This window comes from Flagellimonas algicola, assembly GCF_005937185.1.
Taxonomy (GTDB): Bacteria; Bacteroidota; Bacteroidia; order Flavobacteriales; family Flavobacteriaceae; genus Flagellimonas; species Flagellimonas algicola.
On record NZ_VCNI01000001.1, the window covers coordinates 201,394 to 225,998 of the forward strand.

Below are 24,605 nucleotides of genomic sequence, written 5' to 3' on the forward strand. Positions count from 1 at the left end.
ATAACCGAAAAGAACTAAACGATGAAAAAAACATATAAGATACTGGCAGCCTTACTAACGGTGGCATTTTTTACCGCATGTGATCAAGGTATAGACCCTATAACCGAGGTAGGTGCAGGCGCAGATGAATCTGCCCCGCAGGTGACCATCAATTACCCAACTGAAGGAACAGAAATAAAGGTTTTTGAGGATGAGACTACCTTGGATATCGATATTAGAGTAACAGATGACATTGAGGTGAAAGATATCAAGGTACTTCTGGACGGAAACCAAATAGCTTCCTTCAATACATTTAAGGACTATAGGATTGTTTTGGAAGAATTCACCTATGATGGTCTGAAGGACGGTGACCATAAACTAACGGTTACGGCGTCGGACATAGAGGGAAAAACAACTACGGAAGAGGTGAATTTCGCCAAAGCCCCTCCCTATGTTTCCATGTTTGATGGTGAAGTGTTCTACATGCCCTTTGATGGGGACTACAGGGACTTGATTGGATTTCAACAAGCAACAGAAGTTGGGGCACCTGGCTTTGCAGGTGGTGGTTTTGTTGGTTCCGATGCCTATAGAGGCACTACAGATGCCTATTTGGAATTTCCAATGGACAATTTGAAAAGCAACGAATTCAGCGCGGCATTTTGGTATAAAGTAAATTCCACCCCGGACCGCGCAGGTATTTTAGTGGTTGGCGATGATGCCGATGACCGCCGTCAAGGATTTAGGTTATTCAGGGAAGGTAGTGCTGATGAACAGCGAATCAAGCTCAACGTGGGCACAGGAGATGGCGAAAGCTGGAACGATGGAGGTGTTATAGATGTAACCGCTGGAGAATGGGTACACATTGCCGTTTCCATTTCGGGAACAAAAAGTACCATCTATTTTAACGGAATGGAAACGCTTTCAGCCGATTTAGCAGCACCTATTGATTGGACCAATTGCGAGGTGATGACCATTGGGGCGGGTGGCCCCACATTTGACTATTGGAACCACAAGTCCGATTCCAGTGACATGGATGAGCTACGTATTTTTAATAAGGCGCTTTCACAAACTGATATTCAAATCATGTTGAATGCGGTGAATCCTTACATCCCTAAGTTCCCTGGTGAGTCATTGTACATGCCATTTGAAGGGGACTACATTGATATGGTGGGAAGCAAAGTGGCCCAACAAGTGGGCTCAACTGGATTTACAAATGATAGCCAGGAAGGAGATCAAGCTTTTATGGGAGCTACCGATTCATACATAAATTACCCTGCGGAAGGACTACTCACCTCTGAGTTTAGTGGAGCATTTTGGTATATGGTCAACGCGGACCCTGATCGGGCTGGAATTATAGTAATTGGGGACGATGTAGATGACCGTTTCCAAGGTTTTAGATTGTTCAGGGAAGGTAATGCTGACGAACAGCGCATCAAGTTAAACGTAGGAACCGGTGCAGGTGAAAGTTGGAACGATGGTGACGTGATAGATGTAGCGGCAGGCGAATGGGTGCATATTACCTTTACCATAGCCAATGATAAGAACACCATCTACTTTAATGGGGTGGAAGTCCGCTCTTCGGATATGTCGGCACCTGTTGATTGGACGGGTTGCGAAACGTTCAACATAGGGTCCGGAGGCCCCACTTTTGACTATTGGAACCATTTGTCCGATTTAAGTGCCCTGGACGAACTTCGTTTCTTTACCAAAGCATTGAGTTTTGAAGAAGTGCAAGAAGTCTATGGGGGAGGGTATCAACCGCTGGATGGTGAAACCTTGTACCTTCCTTTTAATGGCACTAATACCGATTTGGTGAGTGGAGCAGAGGCAACCGCCGTGGGAACTCCGGGAACCGCGGGCGAAGGAGTTAGCGGGGATGAGGCCTATGCAGGTGCAGCAGATTCCTATTTAACCTTCCCAACCACAAACCTGACAGGCGATGAGTTTAGTGCGACCATGTGGTACAAAATCAACGCTGACCCAGATAGGGCAGGAATTTTGGTCATGGGACCACCAGATACCGAAAATGCGGAATATCCAGATGTGCAGAATCTAAGAACGAACGGATTTAGATTCTTCCGCGAAGCAGGGGGAGACGGACAGGTTTTCAAGCTTAATGCCGGTAATGGCACAGCAGACAGCTGGTTTGATGGCGGAGCAACGGCCTCAATACCTAGCGATACCACAGATTGGGTCCATTTGGCCTTCACCATTTCCGGAACAGAATGTGTGGTCTACATAAACGGCGATGTAGTGGCTCAAGGCGCATTTGATGGAATCGATTGGAGTGGATGTGATGTATTGTCCATCGGATCAGGTACTCCACGATTCACCCAATGGAACCATTGGTCAGATTTGAGTTATATCGATGAACTTAGATTGTTCAATAAAGCTTTGACCCAGACCGAGATACAAGACATTATAAATTAATAGCAATTATTAGAGTTAGTTAGTTTTCAATGAGGTTATTTTTAATTTCAGTTCTTTTGGTCGTTGCATTCACAGTAGCGGGATGCAATGGCCAAGGAACTAGCAAAAAGGCTATAGCTCAAAATACTTCAGCTAAAGCATATTCGGATGAAGATTTGTTGAACCTCGTTCAAGAACAGACCTTCAATTATTTTTGGGAAGGAGCTGAACCAATTTCAGGACTTGCCCGCGAGCGTATTCACTTGGATAACATTTATCCCAGCCATGACAAGGACGTAATCACCATTGGAGGTTCCGGCTTTGGCTTGATGGCCATTTTGGTGGGCGTGGAACGTGGGTTTATAAACAGGGAACAGGCACTTCTGCGATATGAAAAGGCTGTGTCCTTTTTGGAAAAGGCCGATCGATTTCACGGGGCTTGGCCACATTGGCTGCAACCAAGCGGTAAAACGGCACCTTTTAGTCCAAAGGATAATGGAGGGGATCTTGTGGAAACCGCCTTTCTTATCCAAGGTTTGCTTACAGTAAAAGCGTACTTCAGCAACGGAAATGAACAGGAACAACAGCTCTGTGAGCGCATTCAAAAACTCTGGGAGGAAGTTGAGTGGGATTGGTACACCAAAAATGGGGAAAAGGTACTCTACTGGCATTGGAGCCCGGAATATCAATGGGAAATGAATTTTCCAGTGGGTGGATACAATGAAGCCTTGATCATGTACATTTTGGCGGCCAGTTCTCCTACCCACCCTATTGAAAAAAATGTGTACGAAAAGGGTTGGGCCAAAAGCGGTAATATCACTAAGGATACGATCTATTATGGCTTGGAAACTGAACTGGATCATTATGAACACGATAGTTCGCCAGTTGGACCTTTGTTTTGGGCACATTATTCATATTTGGGTTTAAATCCCAAAGGGCTTACGGATGCTTATGCCGATTATTGGAAATTGAACGTGAACCACGCTCGGATTCACTACAACCACAGCTTGGAAAATCCAAAAGGCTTTAAGGGATATGGAGAGGAATGCTGGGGACTCACTTCCAGTTATTCTCCCAAGGGATATGCCAGCCACCGACCGGATAGGGACATTGGTGTAGTTTCACCCACGGCGGCACTTTCGTCCATGCCGTACACCCCTAAAGAAAGCATGCGTTTCCTTCGATATATGTATACAGAACAAGATAGTTTAGTAGGCAAATACGGACCATATGACGCATTTAGTTTGGATAAAAAATGGTATTTACCTCGGTACTTGGCCATTGATCAAGGTCCAATACCGGTCATGATTGAAAACCATCGAAGCGGGCTGTTTTGGAAGCTGTTCATGTCCAACCAAGAAGTGCAAAAAGGTTTAGATAAACTAGGGTTTCAACATTCCAAAACCGAAAATAATGGGTAAAGCCCCCTTTTTTTTAGTCTTTTTACTCTGTCTTATTTATGCTTGTGGAGAAGATGATTACACCTATACCCCAATCGCATTTCCAGATGATGACGAGCCTGTGGTGCCAGAACCTACAATCAGCGATGAAGAACTTCTAGACTTGACACAAAGGGAGACCTTCAGATATTTCTGGGATTTTGCAGAGACCAATTCTGGTGGAGCCAAAGAACGGTATCACCCCAATGATCCGGGCAGGGACTCGCATGTGGTCACTTCTGGTGGAACAGGCTTCGGACTGATGGCCATTTTGGTAGGGGTTGAAAGAGGATATATCACGCGGGAGCAAGGGGTACGACGTCTTTCACAATTGCTGGATTTTTTGGAAAATGCAGATAGGTTCCATGGAGCTTGGTCCCATTGGATAAATGGGAGTACGGGCAACGTTATACCTTTTAGCCCAACGGACAATGGTGGGGATTTGGTGGAAACGGCATTTCTGGTTCAGGGACTGATCTGCGTTAAAGAATATTTCAAAAATGGGACGGATGTTGAAAAAGAGATTTCTGGACAGGCGGATACGCTGTGGAAAGGGGTAGAATGGAATTGGTATACTCAAGAAAAAAATGCCTTGTATTGGCATTGGAGTCCCAATTTTGGATTCGATATTAATTTGGAACTCAAGGGATACAATGAAGTTTTGATTGCCTATGTTTTGGCAGCCGCATCTCCTGATTATGGCATTACCAAGGAGGTCTACACCAACGGTTGGGCTTCAAATGGTGGGATCAAATCCTCCAATACCCAGTATGGCATTCCCTTAATTGTTAGACATCCAGGGGCCCAACAGTATGGAGGTCCTTTGTTTTGGGCGCATTATTCCTATTTGGGATTGAACCCAAAAGGGCTTTCAGATGAATTTGCCAACTATTGGAGTGTAAACCTTAACCATACCAACATCAACTACAACTATTGCGTTGAGAATCCCAAAAACTTTGAGGATTACGGACCGGATTGTTGGGGTCTTACCGCTAGCTATACCCGAAACAGTGATGGAAACCTAGGTTATAATGCCCATCATCCCGCCAACGATACTGGTGTGATTTCACCCACTGCGGCGATCTCTTCGATTCCCTACGCTCCTGAAAAGGCATTGGAGGCCATGCATTATTTCCATCGGAACAAGGATAAGTTATTGGGGCCGGCTGGCTTTTATGATGCCTTTAGCCCTGAAAATGATTTTTGGGTGGCAGAAGCTTATTTGGCCATAGACCAGGGACCTCAAGTATTAATGATAGAAAATTACAGAACAGAACTGCTCTGGGATCTTTTCATGCAGAATGAAGATGTTCAGAACGGACTTGATCTGTTTGGATTCCAATACAACAATTAAAACCCCCAGTCACTGATGGGGCAATCCTTTTCGAAACGATTTAACATGACCAAAATCCAACACTACTTTTTGTTCTTCCTGATAGGCTTTTTAGTAACTGGACATACCCAGGGCCAAATCAAATCACCCATTCCAGAGGTGGAGACTTTGCTGGACAAAATGACCTTGGAGGAAAAAATAGGGCAATTAAACTTACTTACACCAGGAGGTGGGGTGGCAACAGGCGCAGTGGTAAGCAAAAACGTAGAAGCCAAAATCAAGGCAGGTCAGGTTGGAGGTTTGTTTGGGATTTCCGGTCCCGACAAGGTTCGTATGGCACAAGAAATGGCAGTAAACCATACTCGGCTTAAAATTCCGTTGCTGATAGGAGCAGATGTCATTCATGGATACCAAACCACCTATCCCATTCCACTGGGACTTTCGTGTAGTTGGGATATGGATTTGATGGAAGAGGCTGCGCGAATGGCCGCCAAAGAAGCCACTGCAGATGGCATTATGTGGAATTTTTCGCCCATGGTGGACATTGCCCGGGACCCCAGATGGGGACGAATAGCCGAAGGAGCAGGGGAGGACCCCTTTTTAGGTTCAGCCATTGCTAGAGCTATGGTTAAAGGATATCAGGGCCTCGATTTAATGGCGCCAAATACGATGTTGGCCTGTGTAAAACACTTGGCCCTTTATGGAGCTTCCGAAGCGGGAAGGGATTATCATTCCGTGGATATGAGCAAGATCAAGATGTTCAATCAGTACTTGCCTCCGTACAAAGCTGCTGTGGATGCAGGTGTTGCCAGTGTGATGAGTTCCTTTAATGACATAGACGGGATTCCCGCATCGGGCAATAAGTGGTTACTGACAGAATTGTTGCGCGAACGTTGGGGGTTCAATGGGTTTGCGGTTTCGGATTACACATCGATCAATGAAATGGTGGCACACGGTCTAGGCGATTTGCAAGCCGTTAGCAGTTTGGCCATCAAGGCAGGTTTGGACATGGATATGGTGGGTGAAGGGTTTCTCACCACCTTGAAAAAATCTGTAAAAGAGGGTAAAGTAACCGAAGCTGAAATTACGCAAGCTTGTAGAAGAGTTTTGGAAGCCAAATACAAAGCAGGTCTGTTTGATAACCCCTTCAGATATCTTGACCCAAATCGCCCCAAACAGGATATACTGACTGCTGAAAATAGGACTTTGGCCAGAAAACTAGCTACCCGTTCTTTTGTTCTTCTCAAAAATCATGATCAAATCCTCCCGTTGAATAAAAAAGCAAAAATTGCTTTGATTGGGCCATTAGCTGACAGCAGAAACAACATGTTAGGTACTTGGGCTCCTACGGGAAACCCAGATTTGGCCATTACCATCTTGGAAGGGTTTAAGGACGTTGCACCAGGCGCGGATATCCAATATGCTAAAGGTGCCAATATTTCCAATGATGAGGATTTTGCCAAAAAAGTCAATGTATTTGGCCCTCGCATTCAAATTGATCCAAAGCCTGCAAACGTATTACTGGCCGAAGCGATAGAAACTGCGAAGAAAGCAGATGTTGTGGTAGTTGTAGTGGGTGAAGCCACGGAAATGAGCGGGGAAGCCGCAAGTCGTACAGATATTTCAATTCCCGAAAATCAAAAGAAACTAATTAAGGCTTTGGTTGATACAGGACATCCTGTGGCCGTAGTATTAATGAGCGGAAGACCTTTGACCATTCCAGAAGAGTTTGAATTACCCATTGCCCTGTTGCAAGTTTGGCATCCTGGAGTTGAGGCAGGAAACGCGGTAGCCGATGTGGTCTTTGGGGATTATAATCCATCTGGTAAGCTCACGGCAACTTGGCCAAGAAATGTGGGACAGATTCCAGTTTACCACAGTGTAAAAAATACAGGAAGACCAGCTCCAGACGAAAAATTTCAAAAGTTCACCTCCAATTATTTGGATGCTCCCAATACGCCACTGTTCCCTTTTGGGTATGGATTGAGTTATACCACCTTTAAATATTCAAACTTAAAACTGGATAAACGGGAAATACATCAGAACGAATCATTGAAGATACAGGTAGAAGTTAAGAACACCGGAAATTTTGATGGGGAAGAGGTGGTTCAGCTCTACCTACGCGATGTGGTCCGCTCCATTACTCCCCCCAAGAGGGAACTCAAAGGATTTAAAAAAGTCTTTATCAAAAAAGGTGAACGTAAAACCGTTCACTTGACCTTGAATCATGATGATTTGAAATTCTACAACGGGAACTTGGAATTTCTTTCTGAACCCGGTGCCTTTGAAGTTTTTGTGGGAACGGATTCCAATGCCGCTCTGAGTAGAACTTTCACTTTAAAATAGAATCAAATAGGCAATAATAGACGGATGCAAAAAGTGATTATATACATAGGCATTTTATTGCTCGTGGCTTGTAAAGGTCAGAAGCATGAGACCGAGGTTGTACCACCCAACATTATTTTTATCATGGCAGATGATCATGCTTTTCAGGCAATTAGTGCGTATGGCCATCAGCTGTCCCAATTGGCACCTACACCCAACATCGACCGAATTGCTTCAAATGGGGTAATTTTTCAGAATAGTTTTTGCACCAATTCCATTTGTGGCCCTAGCCGGGCTGTAATTCTTACAGGAAAACACAGCCATATAAATGGTTTTAGAATGAACGGGGAAAGGTTTGACAATAATCAGGCTACCTTGCCCAAATACCTTCAAAAACTGGACTATCAAACAGCGGTCATTGGAAAATGGCATCTTTATGGGCAACCAACAGGATTTGATCATTGGGAAATTTTGAATGATCAGGGAAATTATTATAATCCAGAGTTTATTAAGGGAAAAGATACTACCATTATTGAAGGATATGCTACGGATATTATTACCCAGAAAAGCCTGGATTGGTTACAGAATAAAAGAGATGGCAAGCCTTTTTTTATGATGGTCCACCATAAGGCCCCACATAGGAACTGGATGCCGGCTTTGAGACATGCAAACAAATATGATTCCGTTACTTTTCCGTTGCCTGATACATATTTCAGCGAACATAAAGGTCAACTAGCAGCCCAACAGCAGCAACAGACCATTTCTAGGGATATGTACGAGGGCCATGATTTAAAAATGACGGCCGCACTGGGAGACCCTGCATTGGCTCATAATCCTTGGACAACGGATTTTGAACGTATGACACCGGAACAACGAAGTGCTTGGGACGATGCCTATAGCGCAAAGAATGATGCATATCACGCTGCTAATCTTTCGGGCAAGGAATTGGATATTTGGAAGGGCCAGAGATATTTACAGGATTATTTGGCTACCGTTGCTGCTGTTGACGAAGGGGTTGGTCAAATCCTCGATTATCTTGAGGAATCGGGACTGGATAAAAATACTTTGGTGGTGTACACATCGGATCAAGGATTTTATTTGGGTGAAAAAGGATGGTTTGACAAGCGGTTTATGTATGAAGAATCCCTGAGAATGCCCTTGTTGATGCAGTTACCCGGAGTAATTGAGCCTGGTATGTCAGTTAGTGCCATGGTACAGAATCTGGATTTCGCACCCACCTTTTTGGACTTGGCAGGTGGAAGCCAATATGCTTCTGAGATGCAAGGCGAATCCTTTAAAGAGGTTTTGGAGGGTTCCCAATCTGATTTTAAAGCAGCTATTTATTACCATTATTATGACTACCCAGCCTTTCATATGGTTAAAAAACAATACGGGGTAAGAACCCAGCGCTATAAGCTCATTCATTTTTATGATGACATAGATGCTTGGGAGTTTTATGACCTGAAAAAAGATCCCAACGAGCTACGCAATGCCATCAACGACCCCCAATACATCGAGCAAATTACCTTAATGCGTCAAAAACTGGATAGTCTCCAGAGCCACTATGGGGTAACCCAAAGAGAATTTGAATGGGCACCTAAAGAAGATGTCGATAAGGCCTTTAAAGCTTTCGAAAGACTTCGAGGGAACCTTTAGACAACCACTTTGTTATACCTCAACAGGCGGTAGCAATCCTATCGAATTTACATTACAATATCATTCTGCCATTGATAAGGTTCCGGAATATCCGTATCATCAATCAGTTGGCGAATGTCTATTTCTATGCCACGACTCAGATCGGTGATGGGAACGTCATTAGGTCCACCTTCAAACGGATTTTCGGTATTCTCCCCAATAGCTTCCATGGTATGGAACACCCAGGAGATCAACGCACTAAATGGAATGGAAAACCAAACAAAATGTTTTCCAATAAAGAGTTGAAGGTTTTGGGTGATCTCAAAATAGGCCGGGTTCTCGTTGAGGTCACTTATTATTCTATCTCCTATAACCTCAAATCCCTCCATGATTCCAAAGGGAACCAATAGAATAAATACCCATACGAATACATAATTTAAGGTGGCAAATTGCCTTGGATATGGAAAATTCTTGATTCGCTCACTCTTCCCTTGAAGGGTGTACAGTTCGGTGAGCATCGCCATCATTTCCATATGTCGAAAATCCTCAATCAAGCCTTGATCCATAAGCTCAGCCAGTCTTTTGGATTGGATACCCAGCAATTGCGATGCCTGATTGCCTTTTCTGAATATGGCTTCAAACTCGTCTTTGGAAATGTAGGGCGCGATGACCTCTTCTATGGGAACGTTATCTTCCAACAAGGTATATTGGGATTCACGGAACTCCTTATTGGACTTTTGATTTTTAAGATGAGATTCCCAAGGTTTATCCTTTCGTAATTGATATCGCAAAGCCGTGAGCCAGGCTACATGTCGGTGGACCAACTCCCGTTTGATGCTTTTAAGCTCTACATCCTTTACCGGAATTTTGGCGTGTTTGTTAGTAATAAAATCCTTGACCATAATGGTCCAAGACCTGGAGGTGTTGACAATTCCTCCCCAGATTTTTCGGGCTTCCCAGAGTCTGTCATAGGAGGCATTGTTCTTAAAACTAACGATAAATGCCACAGCGGTTCCCAATACTCCAAGGGGTAACCACGGCACATGAAGCCATTTCCATCGTAAAACATCAAACAGAAAAACAGGAATGGAGGCCAAAAGAAGGAAAAGTAAAATATGCCTTCTGGTCCACATGATAACGCCCTTTACGGGAAAAATTTTTCTAGTGTACATGGGAGAATGTAATCAGTTAGTTGAACTACAAAATAGCTATTTTTTGCAATTTCCTGATGTTGATAACATCCTTAATAACTCAATTGCTATAGAATTTTTTGGATAGAAGTCTTTTATAATTTTAAAAGATAAAAAGGTCTTTTATTAATTTATGTATTATAGCAAACTCCAAATTGTGCTTCAAGAAGTACCAGGCGAAATCAGCCTTTGCTTCAGTATTTCTGGTTGCTCACTGCGTTGCAAAGGCTGCCATTCCCCGTTTTTATGGAAGGAGGGAAACGGGGAAAAGCTTACACACCAACTGTTTGACCATATCCTTTATAAATATTACGGATTCGCCAGCTGTGTCCTTTTCATGGGAGGGGAATGGCATCAAGATGAACTTATTCAATACTTAAAACATGCCAAGAATAAAGGATACAAAACTTGTTTGTACACAGGTCAGGATCAAGTTACAGACGGCATCTTACAACAGTTGACCTGGATCAAAACTGGAAAATGGATCCGAGAGCTTGGAGGATTGGACAGCAAAAAGACCAACCAAAAATTCATAGAAGTACGGACCAACAAAATATGCAATCACTTATTTCTAAAAGAACAACACATATGATACGACTTACCGACGCACAAATTTCAAAAAAAGTAAAGTTTATTAACCAGTATATGCACTCAGCCAATGCGGCGGATGGATCAAAACTGGATGCCAACGCCAATGTGACCTCAAAAAACATTGCCACAATGGAGGCCGAATTGAACAAGGACATCAACATCCAAGTCAATAGAAAATTGGTAAAAGATAAAATTGAATTCCTTTTTGGTAATGAACTTGCCGAAGAGTATACCAGGCAAATTGAGTCCCATGAAATCTATGTTCATGATGAAACCTCTTTAAAACCGTACTGCGTTTCCATTAGCATGTATCCTTTTCTGCTGGACGGACTTACCAAATTGGGAGGGGAGAGTAGGGCTCCCCAACATTTGGAAAGTTTTTGTGGGGAGTTTGTCAATCTGGTATTTGCTATCAGTTCCCAATTTGCAGGGGCGTTGGCCACGGTGGAGTTTTTGATGTACTTTGATCACTTTGCCAAGATTGATTATGGAGAAGATTACCTGAAAACCCATGAAAAGACCATTGCCAACCATTTACAGCATGTGGTCTATGCTATTAATCAACCAGCGGCCGCTAGGGGATACCAATCTGTTTTCTGGAATATTTCCCTATATGATGAAGCTTACTTCAATAGTATGTTTGGGGATTTTGTTTTTCCTGACATGACAAAACCGAGGTGGGAAAGTGTAAAAAAGCTGCAATCCTACTTTATGAACTGGTTCAATGCCGAGCGCACCAGAGCCATTTTGACCTTTCCTGTAGTTACCGCGGCCATGCTTACCAAAGAAGGAAAGCCAGTAGATCATGAATTCACCCAAATGTGCGCAAGGGAATTGAGTGAAGGTAATTCGTTCTTTATTTATCAGTCAGAAAATGCAGATAGCTTGGCTTCCTGTTGCCGACTCCGTAACGAGATCAGCGATAACACTTTCAGTTATTCATTGGGCGCTGGTGGCGTCGCGACCGGATCCATCAATGTCATTACGCTCAATATGAATCGATTGGTTCAAAAAGGAGCGGATATCGCGGAAGAGGTTAAAAAGATTCATAAATATCAAGTGGCCTTCAGGAAACTCATTGAAGAATATGAGGCTGCTGGACTACTGCCAGTGTATAAAGCTGGATTTATTGGGTTGGACAAACAATTTCTGACCATAGGTATAAATGGAATGGTGGAAGCAGCGGAGAGTCAGGGAATCAAAGTTGGGAACAATGAAAACTACAAAGCCTTTGTCAACACCTATCTCAAAGCCATCTACACTGAAAATAAAAATGCTAAACAGGAGCATGGTTATATGTTCAACACTGAATTTGTACCAGCTGAAAACCTGGGCGTGAAAAATGCCAATTGGGATAGAAAGGATGGCCTTTTTGTACCCCGGGATTGTTATAACTCCTATTTCTATAGGGTAGAGGACACAGATACCAACACCTTGGACAAAATTATTTTGCACGGTAAGGAAACCATAAAATACCTGGATGGTGGTTCGGCGCTACACCTTAACCTGGAGGAGGCACCCAATCAGGAGGGTTTTGAAAAGTTGATTCACGCGACGGCCAGAGCAGGATGTAATTATTTCTGCTTCAATATTAAAATTACTATTTGCAACAGTTGTGACCATATCGATAAGCGGACCTTGCATAACTGTAGTAAATGCAGTTCCAAAGAAGTGGATCATGCCACTCGGGTGATTGGATATTTGAAACGGGTTTCCAGTTTTAGTACAGGAAGACAAAGGGAACATGGTCTAAGATATTATCATGAAAATAAAAAAGAAGGGCACTTGGCGAAGAAAAGAGTTGAGGTGCTGAATGGTTATCAGTCCAAGAGTCAACCCATAATTGACTTTTCAGATACACAACGAATCATCTGACAATTACCACAATCTTAGCGCTCTTTATGGTGAAACATGATAAATATCATGTGTTCAACTAAGGCACCTATCTATTTTTACAGAATAAAGGATAAAATAGTCTTTTATTATCAAATACTAATCAATTTACCATGTTATCAAAAAAACAAGCACGTACTTTTTTTCTTGGAGGGACGGTGGTGACATTTCTTGTCTTTATCGGGCTTACGATTTATTCCTTTAGCAAGGAACAGGATCAATCCAACTACGGGAACATTACCGAACAGGTTGTTCGGGGAAAACAATTGTGGGAAGCCAACAATTGTATGGGGTGTCACACCATTTTAGGTGAGGGCGCCTACTATGCGCCAGAACTTACCAAGGTTATAGACCGAAGAGGTGAAGGTTACATCAAAGCGGTACTTACCACTCCAAATGCATGGGCACCCAACGGTAGAAAAATGGTGGCCTATGGATTTTCCGACGAAGAAGCGGCAGACCTGATTGCATTCTTTGATTGGATAGATGACATTGACCTCAATGGTTTTGATACGGTGGTATCTCCATTGGCCAAGGACAAAACCAACAACTAAAACCAACGATATGAAATACAAATCACAAAAAGTAGCTTACTGGTTTTTTGCACTTTCCATGCTACTATTAGTTTTGCAACTAGCCTATGGATTTATTATGGGCTTTGCCCGTATAGGGCTGGATGGACTTCATGATTTTATCCCCTTTAATACCGCAAGGGCCGTACATACCAATTTATTGGTAGTTTGGTTGCTTTCCGGGTTTATGGGAGCCGCCTACTACATTATACCAGAGGAAGCGCAACGGGAATTGGTCAATGTAAAATTGGCTTATGTACAATTAATTTCTTTGGCGCTGGTGGGAGTTGCAGCCATAGTCGGGTATCATTTTAACTGGTGGGAAGGACGAAAATTCCTTGAAATTCCGAGACAATTGGACTTTTTGGTAGTAGCCAATGTCCTTTTGTTTTTAGGCTTGATTTTGGTCACTTTGTTTAAAGGAAAACGAAGGACCACTACAGCCTTGGTACTCTCTATGGGACTATTGTTCGCCGCTCTACTTTACCTACCTGGGATGTTACCCTTTGACAGTCAAGTGATGGATTCTTTCTTCCGTTGGTGGGTGGTTCACCTTTGGGTTGAAGGTGTTTGGGAATTGATTATGGGCGGTATCCTTTCTTTCCTGCTGATTAAACTTACTGGAGTAGACCGAGAGGTTATTGAAAAATGGCTCTATGTAATTGTTGGACTCACCTTCCTTTCTGGAGTATTGGGAACGGGGCACCACTATTATTATATCGGTGTTAACAAGATTTGGTTGATTGTAGGAGGGATATTCTCCGCTTTAGAGCCTTTGGCTTTTTTGGCAATGGCCTTGTTTGCTGTCAACATGTACCGTAAAGGCGAAAAAAGACATCCCAATAAACTGGCATTGTTCTGGACCTTGGGCGCGGCCATTGTTTCCTTTTTGGGAGCAGGATTACTGGGGTTTGCACACACGCTACCGCAAACCAACCTATATACCCATGGTACCTTGGTTACAGCCATGCACGGACACTTAGCATTTTGGGGAGCCTATGCTATGATTGTTTTGGCAATTATAAGCTATAGTATGCCCAATATGACAGGAAGAAAACTGTATTTAAGTGCTAGGGGACGAGCTGCTTTTTGGCTTTCGAACATCGGTATGATCGGAATGACTGTGGCCTTTGGGGTTGCCGGTGTTGCCCAAGTGTACTTGGAACGAAAGTTTAAAATGGAATTCATGCAGGTACAGAATGAGATTAGCATCCACTTTGTGGTGTTACTGCTATGTGCCACCATATTAACGTTGGGAATAGCCTTATACATCATAGATTTTATCAAACACGGCAAACCGACAGATCAAGCTTTAGAACTACAACCATAAACCAAAAAAGAATTAAATGAGAAAACCTAAAAATGGACTAGCAGTACTTTACCTAATGGCAATTGGAGCCATTGGATTGCAAAGTTGTATAGATAATACCACAAAAAAGGAATACGCTTCTGCGGCCGATATTCCGGTAAGCAGGGAAATGACGGCAGAACTGACAGCGCCACCAAATGTTCCCAGAGGAGTAGGCGATCGTAAAGCCAAAAAGCTCATTGTGAACATGGAAATTCTGGAACAAGAAGGCACCATGACGGATGGAACTACCTATAACTATTGGACTTTTGGTGGTTCTGTTCCCGGAAGTTTTATCAGAACTAGAGTAGGCGATGAGGTGGAGTTCACCCTATCCAATCACCCGGATAATAAGTTGCCCCATAATATAGATTTACATGCGGTAACCGGTCCAGGTGGTGGGGCAACATCTTCCTTTGTGGCACCAGGTCATGAGAAGAAATTCAATTTTAAGACTATTAATGAAGGCTTGTATGTATATCACTGCGCTACCGCGCCTGTTGGGATGCACGTTGCCAATGGTATGTATGGATTGATTTTGGTAGAACCCGAAGGCGGACTACCCAGAGTGGACAAGGAATATTACATCATGCAGGGGGATTTCTATACCCAAGGCGAAAACGGTGATCCAGGCCTGCAAGCATTCGATATGCAAAAAGCAGTAGATGAAGATGCAGATTACGTGGTTTTCAACGGGAGTGTGGGCGCCTTGACCGGCGATAATGCCATAACAGCCAATGTGGGTGAGACCGTTCGACTTTATGTTGGCAATGGTGGGCCCAATTTGGTGTCCTCCTTTCATGTTATTGGGGAGATTTTTGATAAGGTAATGGTGGAAGGTGGTAGCAGCATCAATGAGAATGTGCAGACTACCTTAATTCCTGCCGGCGGTGCTGCAATTGTGGAGTTCAGGGTGGATGTGCCAGGGACCTTCATATTAGTGGACCATTCCATCTTTAGGGCTTTTAACAAAGGTGCATTGGGAATGTTAAAGGTGCAGGGTGAAGAAAACAAAACCATCTATTCTGGTGTGGTTCAAGAAGGTATTTATAATCCTGAAGGAGGAGGTATACAGGTTATGCCCAATGGAGATGAGGATACAGACATTAGTTCTGGTACCAAGACCTTGGCAGAAAAAATGGAGTCTGGAAAACAAATCTATACCAAAACCTGTTTTGCATGTCACCAGGCCAACGGAGAGGGGATTCCGAATGCATTCCCGCCTTTGGCTGAATCGGATTATCTCAATGCCGATGTGAATCGTGCCATTGACATTGTCTTGAATGGTAAAACCGGTGAAATCACGGTCAATGGACAAAAGTACAACAGCGTTATGACCAAACAGGCCATTAGTAGCGATGAGGTGGCCGATGTGCTTACCTATATCTACAATTCATGGGGAAACAACAAAACCAATGTGACCCGATCCCAAGTGGAGCAGGTTAAAAATGGGCACTAATCACTAATAGCGGATGACTGTTTTAAGATTGACATTTTGTATACTTTTTCTTTGGGTGGCCAATGCAAATTGTCAATCTAAAATGGTCGCTATTCAAGGCGGAACCTATATCCCACTTTATGGCAGGGACTCCCTAAAAGTCACCATTTCAGATTTTTATATGGACGTATATCCGGTGACCAATCAGGAGTTCGTCGCTTTTGTAAAGCAAAATCCAAATTGGCAAAAGTCTAAGGTAAAAAAGTTGTTTGCCGATGGCAGCTACTTAATGAACTGGACCTCGGATACAACTTTGAAAGAAGGATTGGAACTAACTGCCCCGGTTACCAACATTAGCTGGTTTGCCGCCAATGCCTATTGTGAATGCCAAGGAAAACGTTTGCCAACCATTGATGAATGGGAGTATGCGGCCATGGCGAACGAAAATGAACCGGACGCCAGAAAAAACGAAACCTATAACGAATACATTCTGGGATGGTATGAAAAGCCCAAAACGTTCAACAATGTAATTGGCTCCACCTTCAAAAATTATTGGGGAGTCTACGATTTACATGGTTTAGTTTGGGAATGGACTTCCGACTTCAATTCGGTATTGATGTCTGGCGAATCACGGAAAGATGTTGACAACGACAGTAACCTATTCTGCGGGAGTGGCGCAGTTGGCGCTACGGATTTAATGAACTACGCTGCCTTTATGCGATATGCAACCCGAGGGAGTTTGAAGGCAAAATACACCATGAAAAACCTTGGGTTTAGATGTGTAAAAAACAAAGATGATGAACAACTATAAGTGGGTCCTTGGCATTTTCACAATGCTCTTTGTACTGGTTTCCTGTAATAATGGAACCAAAACCATGGCAAGTAACGAGATAGCATATGCATGTCCCATGAAATGTGAGGGCGATAAAATTTATTATAAAGGAGGAAGCTGTCCGGTTTGTAAAATGGATTTAATGACTTTGACTTCGCTGACAGCAGAGCCTGTGGAATCAGAAGAGATTTCGGAAGAATCCATTTTCAATCTTACCTCTAAGTGGAATACGGAGGAGGGCAACAGCATCGAATTAAAGGATTTAAAGGGAAAGACCTTGGTCATGGTAATGATTTACACTACATGCAAAGCGGCCTGTCCCAGATTGGTGGCTGACATGCGAAATATTGAAAAACAGATTCCAGAGTCCTTTACTAACGACATGCAATATGTTTTGGTAAGCATCGACCCAAAAACAGATACGCCTACCCATTTAAAGGCATTCGCAATGGAAAACTTTATGGATGGTGATCATTGGACTTTTTTGCAAGGAACGGAGATGGGGGTAAGGGAATTTGCCAATGTTCTTGCGGTCAAGTATAAACAAATTTCCCCTATGGCCTTTTCACACTCCAACATCATTAGTGTATTTAATCCTCAGGGAGAATTGGTGCACCAGCAAGAAGGATTAGGGGTAGATAACAAGGAAACCGTGGAAAAAATTATTGAAACTGTTAATAAATAGGTCTATTAAGCAATCGTAGCCAGTGGTGAAGCATTCAATTTACTCATACCTGACTCTTCAAGGATTGCTTCATTCATGATTGCTTTTTAGACCTTAAAATATATTGAAATGATCAATACAGTGGAAGCAAAAAGCATCAAAATGGATATAGACACCCAGGTTGCCCCTTACTACAGGGCCGTGGGAAAGGAGGCAGAAATTTTTAAGCATACCTATAGCAGTAGGATCCCATTCTTATTGAAAGGGCCTACCGGTACTGGTAAATCCCGATTCATTGAGTTCATGGCCCATGAACTTAACCAACAATTGATCACGGTCAGTTGTCATGAGGAGACCTCTTCTACCGATTTAATTGGACGATATATTATCAAGGGGGCAGAAACAGTTTGGATGGACGGACCTCTGACCATAGCAGTCAAAACTGGGGCAATATTGTATTTGGATGAGATAGCAGAAGCTAGACCTGACGTAATCGTGGCCATTCATTCCCTGACAGATCACCGACGTGAGTTATTCATTGATAAACTCGGTACAACGATTAAGGCCCATCCCCATTTTATGTTGGTTGCCTCATTTAATCCTGGTTATCAAAGGGGTTTTAAGGAATTAAAGCCGTCCACAAGACAGCGCTTTGTGGCAATTTCCTTCAACTATCCAGAAGCTAAGGCAGAGGCAGAGATATTGGCAAAAGAAACCAACATTTTGGAGGCTGATGCCAAAAAACTGGTCAACATCGCCAATAAAATCAGGAATTTAACAGAGCTGGGACTCACGGAAACCGTTTCAACCCGATTACTGGTGGACGCTGCAAAATTGATGCGTTCCGGTTTGCCCAAAAGGTTGGCCGTGCATTCTGCTGTTGTGGAACCGCTCACAGATGATTTGGAGGTAATTGAAGCCCTTAACGATCTCTGCGATTTAATGATCTGAGGATGAAGAATGAGTTAGGAGTCTTGAATTCTGAGTTCTGAGTTCTGTGAATCCCACTTCCAAAAGATAAGTTATGTTCGAGTTTGAACCCGATGAATATCTCTTCACCAAGTTTGCCCACTATTTCAAAAAACGAAAAAAGAATAGAGAGGCCAACGTATCCCATGCGGTTCACCTTTCAGATATAAAACCTCGACTCACCATATTTGCCCGGGCAGTGACAGGACAAGCAATAGAGCTTTATGCCGCCGAAAGGGAAGGAGGCTACAAGAACAACAATTTCTTTCTGCCTTCAAAATACGCCCAGTTTGGCACTGTGGAGGAAAACCTGTCCTTTTATTTATTTCGAATCCTGTATTTATCCATTCAAAAAAACTTTGGGCTAAACTGGAAGGACAATGGTGAACATGAATTGAATGCATCACGGGAAAAGGCTCAAAAAACAGCATCACCGGTACTGGAAATTCTGTTCAGGGAATATCCGGTAACCCAAGAATATTATCAAAGATTGATATCCCATTATTCGGTCCAGGTAAAGCCAAAAACAGCACCGGATTTTTCATTTATTTATGGTAAATGGATGCGGGATTCTCCTGAGGAAGAAATGGGGGATACCTTGGAAAACTTTTCTGAAAAAGTGAAGTCAGCTGAACAACATCAACCTAAAACCACGCTCAAAGCCAATGCAGTGGAAGAAATTGTTTCTGTTCAAGTAGATGAAAAACAGGTGGAAGATTCCGTATTGCAACATCAGTTTGAAAAAGTGGAAACTGCGGATGAGTTTGGTGGGAATTTCAGAAATATGGATGGAGATGATGATTTGGAAGACCATGCCAACGCCCTGGAGGATCTAAACATGAAATTTACAGTTCGGGTTGACGATACGGCGCATTCGGTTTACCAAGCAGATTTTGTGGAAAATACGACGATTGCCGAAAGCGCAGATAGGGATGATAAAGGGTATTTTGTCAGCTATGATGAATGGGATTTTACCAAGCGTAACTACAAGGAAAATTTTTGTAAAGTATACCCCAAAACCATTGCAAAAACCAACCCTGATTATTATAGAGAAGCGGTTTCCAAAAACAGGTCAACCTTGTTGGGACTAAGAAAAATGCTGACCACCGTAAACAATAAGTATCAGCAGCAACGCAGACAAACCCAAGGGGAAGAATTCGACTTGGATGCCATAACTGATTTGTTTGTGGATGTGAATACAGGTCATACCCCATCAGAAAAAATATACCTGTGCAAGCGCAAAAAGGAAAAGGACCTTTCCATTCTTTTGCTATTAGATAGCAGCCTCTCCAGCGATGGTTATGCTGCTGGGAATCGAGTCATCGATGTAGAAAAGCAGGTGTCCATCCTGTTTGGGGAAATATTGGAGGAGTTTAATATTGATTTCTCAATCAACAGTTTTTATTCCAAGACAAGAAATCACTCTTCCTATATCACTATGAAAGGTTTTGATGAGGACTGGAACCGGGCAAAATTTAAAATCGGGGCCATAGAACCCAATGGATATACAAGGATAGGTCCTGCTTTGCGACATTCAGGGGCATTATTGGACAAAAGAGACACTAAGAACAAATGGGTCATCCTGATTTCTGATGGAAAGCCTAACGATTATGATCGCTACGAGGGAAAATATGGGATAAATGACATCAAACAGGCATTACGGGAACTCAACGAACGTCAGATAAACTCGTACGCATTGGCCATTGAGGCCCAAGCCAAATATTACTTGCCGCAAATGTTTGGTCAAAACCATTATCAAATTCTGACCACCCCGGTTGAGTTATTGCAATCGTTGGTGAAACTTTACGAAAGAATTAAACATCAGTCCTAATTGCTTTGATGGCTTCAAAGTCCTTTAATGATATAAACCTGCCCTTTTGTTTAATTTCCGCTACAAATTCTTTAATGGTTTTGTCTTTGAAATCAGCATAGATTTTTTTCTTGAACGGAGCCACAGTAAAATGAACAGGGCATGGGTTTTCATCACCACATGATGGCAAGCCCATAAAGCACTGGTCAAATTTTACCGTACCGTCAATACACTTGACAATATCCCAAATCGAATTTTCCAGATTGTGCTCATCCAAGAAAAAGCCCCCCGTGGGACCTTTATGTGAAGAAACCAGCTTGTTTTTGGCCAATTGTTGCAATAGCTTGGCTAAAAATGGCTGGGGTGTTTCTAGAGCTTCTGCAATTTTTTTGACTCCTATTTTTTCATCTTCTTCAACGTACATTGCCAAAAATAGAATGGAGCGGATAGCATATTTACATGCGTTGGATAACATAAATTTCTGCTTTCGTCAAATGTATAAAAAGATGTCTTAGTCCTAAATGGGAATCCTTTAATTATTATTACAATTACCAAAATTGGCTGAAAGTATTTCAATTATTTTAAGCGCAACTTCTGCACCAATGTTTGTCTTAATTGCAGAATTACAATAGAACCAATTGCAATGACGAGAAGACAACTAGCAAATAGCAATAACCAAGGATAGTACTGCATTACAGGTTCTTTGATCCAAGCCATCGCGCCTTTATAGAAGATAAGCCCTTCAGTTAGCATAAAACCTAGTAGATAAAGTATTATCGAGGTGCGGCTAAGCTCGATTAATTTGGAATGGAACAAAAAGGCAAGGACGGTCAAGCTAACAACACCTAAAAATATCCAATGTAGGTACCCAATGACCAAATCAATATTGGAGGAAACAATAGAAGCAAAATAGGGTACGGAACCCAATAGTTGCAGAAACACTTTGACCAAAAAGAAGATGGCTGCAATTTTTAATGAAAGATAGAATAGCTTGGAATCCATCCGGTTAACCTTACTTTTGAAAGGCAATACGTGTTTAATCAAAATAAAGAATGCAAACAGCTGCATTACAGAACCTAATAAGGAAATAATGTAAACGGAGTTTGAAGGTTTCATCCACAATAAAGAAATACAAAATGTAGCCATAACCCCAAGATTCATGAACCAAAAGAATTGTTTGAACCCAATGTGTGGCAATTCAATTTTCCTTTGTTCGAGAAAATACAGCAATAATCCAAGGAGCGCCATAACAAACCACCCGTTGTATTGAAAATGCAAATAGAAATAAATGGCATTTCGATATAGGTCTGAACCACTTCCAGCCGTATTCATAATCGCACCTAATGCCCAAGGCCCCAAGCTTGATAGTACCATGTACCAGAGTGAGGCATAAATGCATTTATAGGCATGGGTCTTTTTTTGCGCTGCTATAGTATGCTTTACAAAAAACCACATGAAAATATACGATGCGATCAAGAACAGGGTTGAAAAAACAATCGATAAAAGTGCATATCCAGTGAAAGGAAAAGTCAGCAACATCCCAATAATCGTTCCCTGGGTGCACCAAAACAACATCCGATACCTTCTTTCTATGGACGCTTTACTAAGGTATGCCTTATAGATAAGGGTGGTCAAGGCGGTATAAGTCCAGCCCAACAAAGCTATATGGGAATGGGTGTGGACTAAAAAACGGTAGTTGATGGGAAGTTCAACAACCGGAAATAGTCGCAATAAAAGACCTAACAGCGCTATCAAAAGGAAATACCCTAAAGCAAGAACGCTGTGTTTTTTGAGTGAATGCACTAAACCTATTTACCTACTAAAAGTACAGTTTAAAGTGATTTCTACCCCATAAGCTAACGATTAAAGGTTGCAACTTATGGGATAAATCCAAAGTTTCATGTCCAAAGTAAATACTTAGCTCATTTTCTTTTCCAAGGCAATGGCTTTTGGATGCAGAATGTTATTTTCCAAATGAATGTGAAGATGTAAATCCTGTTCAAATTCTTCCAACTTGGAATAAAGCGCCCTAAATGTGTTGCAAGCCTCCGGTGGGGGAGTGTAGCCATTGGTCAATTGTTCGATTTCCTTAAAAATGTTACCAGCACTTTCATGCTCGTGTTCCATCATCGCTATAGGGTTGTTTACGGATCCAAAAGGAGCAGATACTTCCATATTATCGGCTTGCACCATTTTTTTGATAAATGGAAATAACACCTGTTCTTCTTTTTGAAGATGCGAAAGCAGCTCATTGGCTACTTCATGAAATAATCTATTGATTTCAACCACTTCCGTATAATGATGGCCATGGACCTTGGCAACCTTGTTCGCATATTCAGAGATAATGGGTAAACTTTCATTTACATAGGTGTGATGCACATTGATGATATGGTCTATAAGAAAAGATAGGTCCCACTGATTATAATTATGATTTCGGTCCACAGTTTTTTCAACCTCCAAAAGTTCTTTTTCCAAAAGCTCTTGGTTCACGTCAAATTTGGCACATGCCTTGGCTATTGTGATACCGCCCCCACAACAAAAATCAATTCCAAACTTCTTAAATACATGGGCGGTTTTTATGTTTTCAGTCACAAATTCTGAAACAGTTTTGTCCTTGACGACTTCCATATTGTATGATTTAAAATGCTAATACTGAGCGAAGATATGGGCCTAAAGTGACTGAGGTTATGACATTTATCATATTTTTAATGGTCAACACGGGCAACTTTTGTATCGCTAAATAACTTAATTATGACCAGCAACAAGTTTACTCTAATCCTGATTGCCTGTGGCTTTCTTTCGATAGTTCAACTCAATGCACAACTTACTTTGGAAGCCGACCTTAGAGCGCGATTCGAATACCGTCATGGATTTAACAATCTGTTCCCAGACAATGCGGATCCAGCTGCCTTTGTCACACAACGTTCCCGGTTAAATTTGGGCTATAGAAATGAGATGCTTAGACTATACATTAGTGTGCAGGATGTTAGCACTTGGGGAGACACACGTCAACTCCAAATTGGCGATGATAACAATTCCTTTGGATTGTTCCAGGCTTGGGGCCAGCTATATTTGGACGAAAATTGGTCAATAAAAGCAGGTCGTCAGGCCATTTCGTATGATGATCAGCGCATTTTTGGTGAAGTGGACTGGACCATGCAAGGACGATTTCATGATGCAGCTTTGCTGAAATATGAAAAGGATGATTGGAAAGTAGATTTGGGTTTAGCCTTTAGTCAAGAGGACCAATCCAACGAAGGTACGGGCTTTTTTATTCAAGGATTTTTCACCTATAAAGCCATGCAATATGCCCATGCGAAAAAAACATGGGATAAGAGTTCCATTAGTTTTTTGGCACTTAATACGGGCTTTCAGAACTTTACAGGGATAGATAACGACCAACCTGACGGCACTTTTTATACACATACTGCTGGTTCACATTTTAGTTTTCCAATAGATGAGATCAAGTTCAATGGAAATGTATACTATCAATTTGGTAAGGCTAATGCCACTACGGACCTTGCTGCCTATCTTTTGGCCTTAGAAGCCAACTACAAACCTGGGAAGACCCTATTTGGTTTAGGATTTGAGCTGATTAGCGGAACCGACCAAGCTGGGGAATCCAAAAATAAATCCTTCTTCCCGCTCTATGGAACCAATCACAAATTCAACGGGTTTATGGACTATTTTTATGTAGGCAACCATGCCAATAATGTAGGCTTGAATGATTTATACGCCAAAGTTGTTTTTGCCACTGGTGAGAAGAACAGCTTGCTGGTAAAAGGCCATTACTTTGCGGCCAATGCTGCATTTGCAAATGACGAGGACAGTTATTTAGGAACAGAACTGGACCTGGTATTCAATCAGCAGCTGATGAAATATGCCAAAATCAATCTAGGTTATTCCCATATGTTTGCTTCTGAAAGTATGAGTTTGATCAAAGGAGGCAGGCCTCATGATAACACTAACAATTGGGCTTGGGTACAACTAATAATCAAGCCTGAGCTTTTTAAAACAGATTTCCCAAAAAAATAACACTATTTCAAAGACAGGTCTTTTTTCTTGTCAAAAACATGACAAAAGTCATAAAAACGGCATGGAAATATGTTCATTTTTGAGTAAATTGAAAAAGATGGACCCTCCTTCCTGGATTCCAGGTTGCAATTGATTTCATTTTT

The 24,605-nt window shown here is 42.2% G+C and carries 19 protein-coding genes; 15 read left to right on the plus strand and 4 right to left on the minus strand.

All coding sequences use genetic code 11. From position 1 onward, the window contains the following. Positions 1-21 precede the first annotated feature (21 nt). The 5 genes from FGG15_RS00870 to FGG15_RS00890 are packed head-to-tail and all read left to right on the plus strand — an operon-like array spanning position 22 to position 9,141. The gene (locus FGG15_RS00870; protein ID WP_138832243.1) at positions 22-2,409 is read left to right on the plus strand and encodes a LamG-like jellyroll fold domain-containing protein; all 2,388 of its coding nucleotides are present in this window, start codon (positions 22-24) and stop codon (positions 2,407-2,409) included. A gap of 29 nt (positions 2,410-2,438) precedes the next feature. Further along, a complete protein-coding gene (locus FGG15_RS00875; RefSeq protein WP_138832245.1) occupies positions 2,439-3,809 on the plus strand; it encodes a glucoamylase family protein in 1,371 nt (456 codons plus the stop codon). Further along, on the plus strand, positions 3,802-5,181 hold the full coding sequence (locus FGG15_RS00880; RefSeq protein WP_138832247.1) for a glucoamylase family protein: 1,380 nt from the start codon (positions 3,802-3,804) through the stop codon (positions 5,179-5,181). The genes FGG15_RS00875 and FGG15_RS00880 overlap by 8 nt, the downstream gene beginning before the upstream one ends. A gap of 45 nt (positions 5,182-5,226) precedes the next feature. After that, entirely contained in the window at positions 5,227-7,506 is a 2,280-nt protein-coding gene (gene bglX, locus FGG15_RS00885) for a beta-glucosidase BglX (RefSeq protein ID WP_138832249.1), read from the plus strand. A gap of 24 nt (positions 7,507-7,530) precedes the next feature. After that, the gene (locus FGG15_RS00890) at positions 7,531-9,141 is read left to right on the plus strand and encodes a sulfatase family protein (protein WP_138832251.1); all 1,611 of its coding nucleotides are present in this window, start codon (positions 7,531-7,533) and stop codon (positions 9,139-9,141) included. Between the two features lie 47 nt (positions 9,142-9,188). Here the strand turns inward: FGG15_RS00890 and FGG15_RS00895 are convergent, their stop codons facing one another. Then, positions 9,189-10,292 (minus strand): bestrophin family protein, encoded by a 1,104-nt coding sequence (locus FGG15_RS00895; protein WP_138832253.1) that lies wholly within the window; start codon positions 10,290-10,292, stop codon positions 9,189-9,191. Between the two features lie 151 nt (positions 10,293-10,443). On the opposite strand from FGG15_RS00895, the gene nrdG reads away from it, so the two are divergent. From nrdG to FGG15_RS00940, 9 genes are all read left to right on the plus strand, one after another. Beyond that, entirely contained in the window at positions 10,444-10,902 is a 459-nt protein-coding gene (nrdG, locus tag FGG15_RS00900; RefSeq protein ID WP_138832255.1) for an anaerobic ribonucleoside-triphosphate reductase activating protein, read from the plus strand. Further along, positions 10,899-12,776: an anaerobic ribonucleoside-triphosphate reductase gene (gene nrdD / locus FGG15_RS00905; protein ID WP_237561712.1), complete on the plus strand. Its 1,878-nt coding sequence runs from the start codon at positions 10,899-10,901 to the stop codon at positions 12,774-12,776. The genes nrdG and nrdD overlap by 4 nt, the downstream gene beginning before the upstream one ends. A gap of 131 nt (positions 12,777-12,907) precedes the next feature. Further along, entirely contained in the window at positions 12,908-13,348 is a 441-nt protein-coding gene (locus FGG15_RS00910) for a c-type cytochrome (RefSeq protein ID WP_138832259.1), read from the plus strand. 10 nt (positions 13,349-13,358) lie between these two features. Then, the gene (locus FGG15_RS00915; RefSeq protein WP_138832261.1) at positions 13,359-14,696 is read left to right on the plus strand and encodes a cbb3-type cytochrome c oxidase subunit I; all 1,338 of its coding nucleotides are present in this window, start codon (positions 13,359-13,361) and stop codon (positions 14,694-14,696) included. A gap of 16 nt (positions 14,697-14,712) precedes the next feature. After that, positions 14,713-16,173 carry a copper-containing nitrite reductase gene (gene nirK / locus FGG15_RS00920; RefSeq protein WP_138832263.1) on the plus strand — a complete coding sequence of 487 codons (1,461 nt, stop codon included), beginning with the start codon at positions 14,713-14,715 and terminating at the stop codon, positions 16,171-16,173. A gap of 82 nt (positions 16,174-16,255) precedes the next feature. Beyond that, positions 16,256-16,963: a formylglycine-generating enzyme family protein gene (locus FGG15_RS00925; protein WP_138832265.1), complete on the plus strand. Its 708-nt coding sequence runs from the start codon at positions 16,256-16,258 to the stop codon at positions 16,961-16,963. Further along, positions 16,950-17,669 carry an SCO family protein gene (locus FGG15_RS00930; protein WP_262710820.1) on the plus strand — a complete coding sequence of 240 codons (720 nt, stop codon included), beginning with the start codon at positions 16,950-16,952 and terminating at the stop codon, positions 17,667-17,669. The genes FGG15_RS00925 and FGG15_RS00930 overlap by 14 nt, the downstream gene beginning before the upstream one ends. A 108-nt stretch (positions 17,670-17,777) precedes the next feature. Beyond that, the gene (locus tag FGG15_RS00935; RefSeq protein WP_237561713.1) at positions 17,778-18,599 is read left to right on the plus strand and encodes a CbbQ/NirQ/NorQ/GpvN family protein; all 822 of its coding nucleotides are present in this window, start codon (positions 17,778-17,780) and stop codon (positions 18,597-18,599) included. Positions 18,600-18,672: 73 nt separating this feature from the next. Next, entirely contained in the window at positions 18,673-20,448 is a 1,776-nt protein-coding gene (locus tag FGG15_RS00940; RefSeq protein ID WP_138832267.1) for a nitric oxide reductase activation protein NorD, read from the plus strand. On the opposite strand, the gene FGG15_RS00945 is transcribed toward FGG15_RS00940, so the two are convergent. From FGG15_RS00945 to ric, 3 genes are all read right to left on the minus strand, one after another. Continuing rightward, a complete protein-coding gene (locus FGG15_RS00945) occupies positions 20,432-20,902 on the minus strand; it encodes an RrF2 family transcriptional regulator (RefSeq protein WP_138832269.1) in 471 nt (156 codons plus the stop codon). The genes FGG15_RS00940 and FGG15_RS00945 overlap by 17 nt on opposite strands. 101 nt (positions 20,903-21,003) lie before the next feature. After that, the gene (locus FGG15_RS00950) at positions 21,004-22,230 is read right to left on the minus strand and encodes a hypothetical protein (protein ID WP_138832271.1); all 1,227 of its coding nucleotides are present in this window, start codon (positions 22,228-22,230) and stop codon (positions 21,004-21,006) included. Between the two features lie 114 nt (positions 22,231-22,344). Continuing rightward, positions 22,345-23,055: an iron-sulfur cluster repair di-iron protein gene (ric, locus tag FGG15_RS00955; RefSeq protein ID WP_138832273.1), complete on the minus strand. Its 711-nt coding sequence runs from the start codon at positions 23,053-23,055 to the stop codon at positions 22,345-22,347. A gap of 123 nt (positions 23,056-23,178) precedes the next feature. On the opposite strand from ric, the gene FGG15_RS00960 reads away from it, so the two are divergent. Further along, positions 23,179-24,462, plus strand: a complete 1,284-nt coding sequence (locus tag FGG15_RS00960; RefSeq protein ID WP_138832275.1) for an alginate export family protein — start codon at positions 23,179-23,181, stop codon at positions 24,460-24,462. Positions 24,463-24,605: the final 143 nt, after the last annotated feature.

Coding starts and splice junctions, on each gene's coding strand:
- FGG15_RS00960 (WP_138832275.1), top strand. CDS start 23,179: ATGACCAGCAACAAGTTTACTCTAATCCTGATTGCCTGTGGCTTTCTT.
- FGG15_RS00930 (WP_262710820.1), top strand. CDS start 16,950: ATGAACAACTATAAGTGGGTCCTTGGCATTTTCACAATGCTCTTTGTA.
- nrdD (WP_237561712.1), top strand. CDS start 10,899: ATGATACGACTTACCGACGCACAAATTTCAAAAAAAGTAAAGTTTATT.
- FGG15_RS00895 (WP_138832253.1), bottom strand. CDS start 10,292: ATGTACACTAGAAAAATTTTTCCCGTAAAGGGCGTTATCATGTGGACC.
- FGG15_RS00875 (WP_138832245.1), top strand. CDS start 2,439: ATGAGGTTATTTTTAATTTCAGTTCTTTTGGTCGTTGCATTCACAGTA.
- FGG15_RS00880 (WP_138832247.1), top strand. CDS start 3,802: ATGGGTAAAGCCCCCTTTTTTTTAGTCTTTTTACTCTGTCTTATTTAT.
- FGG15_RS00945 (WP_138832269.1), bottom strand. CDS start 20,902: ATGTTATCCAACGCATGTAAATATGCTATCCGCTCCATTCTATTTTTG.
- FGG15_RS00935 (WP_237561713.1), top strand. CDS start 17,778: ATGATCAATACAGTGGAAGCAAAAAGCATCAAAATGGATATAGACACC.
- FGG15_RS00870 (WP_138832243.1), top strand. CDS start 22: ATGAAAAAAACATATAAGATACTGGCAGCCTTACTAACGGTGGCATTT.
- FGG15_RS00915 (WP_138832261.1), top strand. CDS start 13,359: ATGAAATACAAATCACAAAAAGTAGCTTACTGGTTTTTTGCACTTTCC.
- FGG15_RS00940 (WP_138832267.1), top strand. CDS start 18,673: ATGTTCGAGTTTGAACCCGATGAATATCTCTTCACCAAGTTTGCCCAC.
- nirK (WP_138832263.1), top strand. CDS start 14,713: ATGAGAAAACCTAAAAATGGACTAGCAGTACTTTACCTAATGGCAATT.
- bglX (WP_138832249.1), top strand. CDS start 5,227: ATGACCAAAATCCAACACTACTTTTTGTTCTTCCTGATAGGCTTTTTA.
- FGG15_RS00925 (WP_138832265.1), top strand. CDS start 16,256: ATGGTCGCTATTCAAGGCGGAACCTATATCCCACTTTATGGCAGGGAC.
- nrdG (WP_138832255.1), top strand. CDS start 10,444: ATGTATTATAGCAAACTCCAAATTGTGCTTCAAGAAGTACCAGGCGAA.
- FGG15_RS00910 (WP_138832259.1), top strand. CDS start 12,908: ATGTTATCAAAAAAACAAGCACGTACTTTTTTTCTTGGAGGGACGGTG.
- FGG15_RS00890 (WP_138832251.1), top strand. CDS start 7,531: ATGCAAAAAGTGATTATATACATAGGCATTTTATTGCTCGTGGCTTGT.
- ric (WP_138832273.1), bottom strand. CDS start 23,055: ATGGAAGTCGTCAAGGACAAAACTGTTTCAGAATTTGTGACTGAAAAC.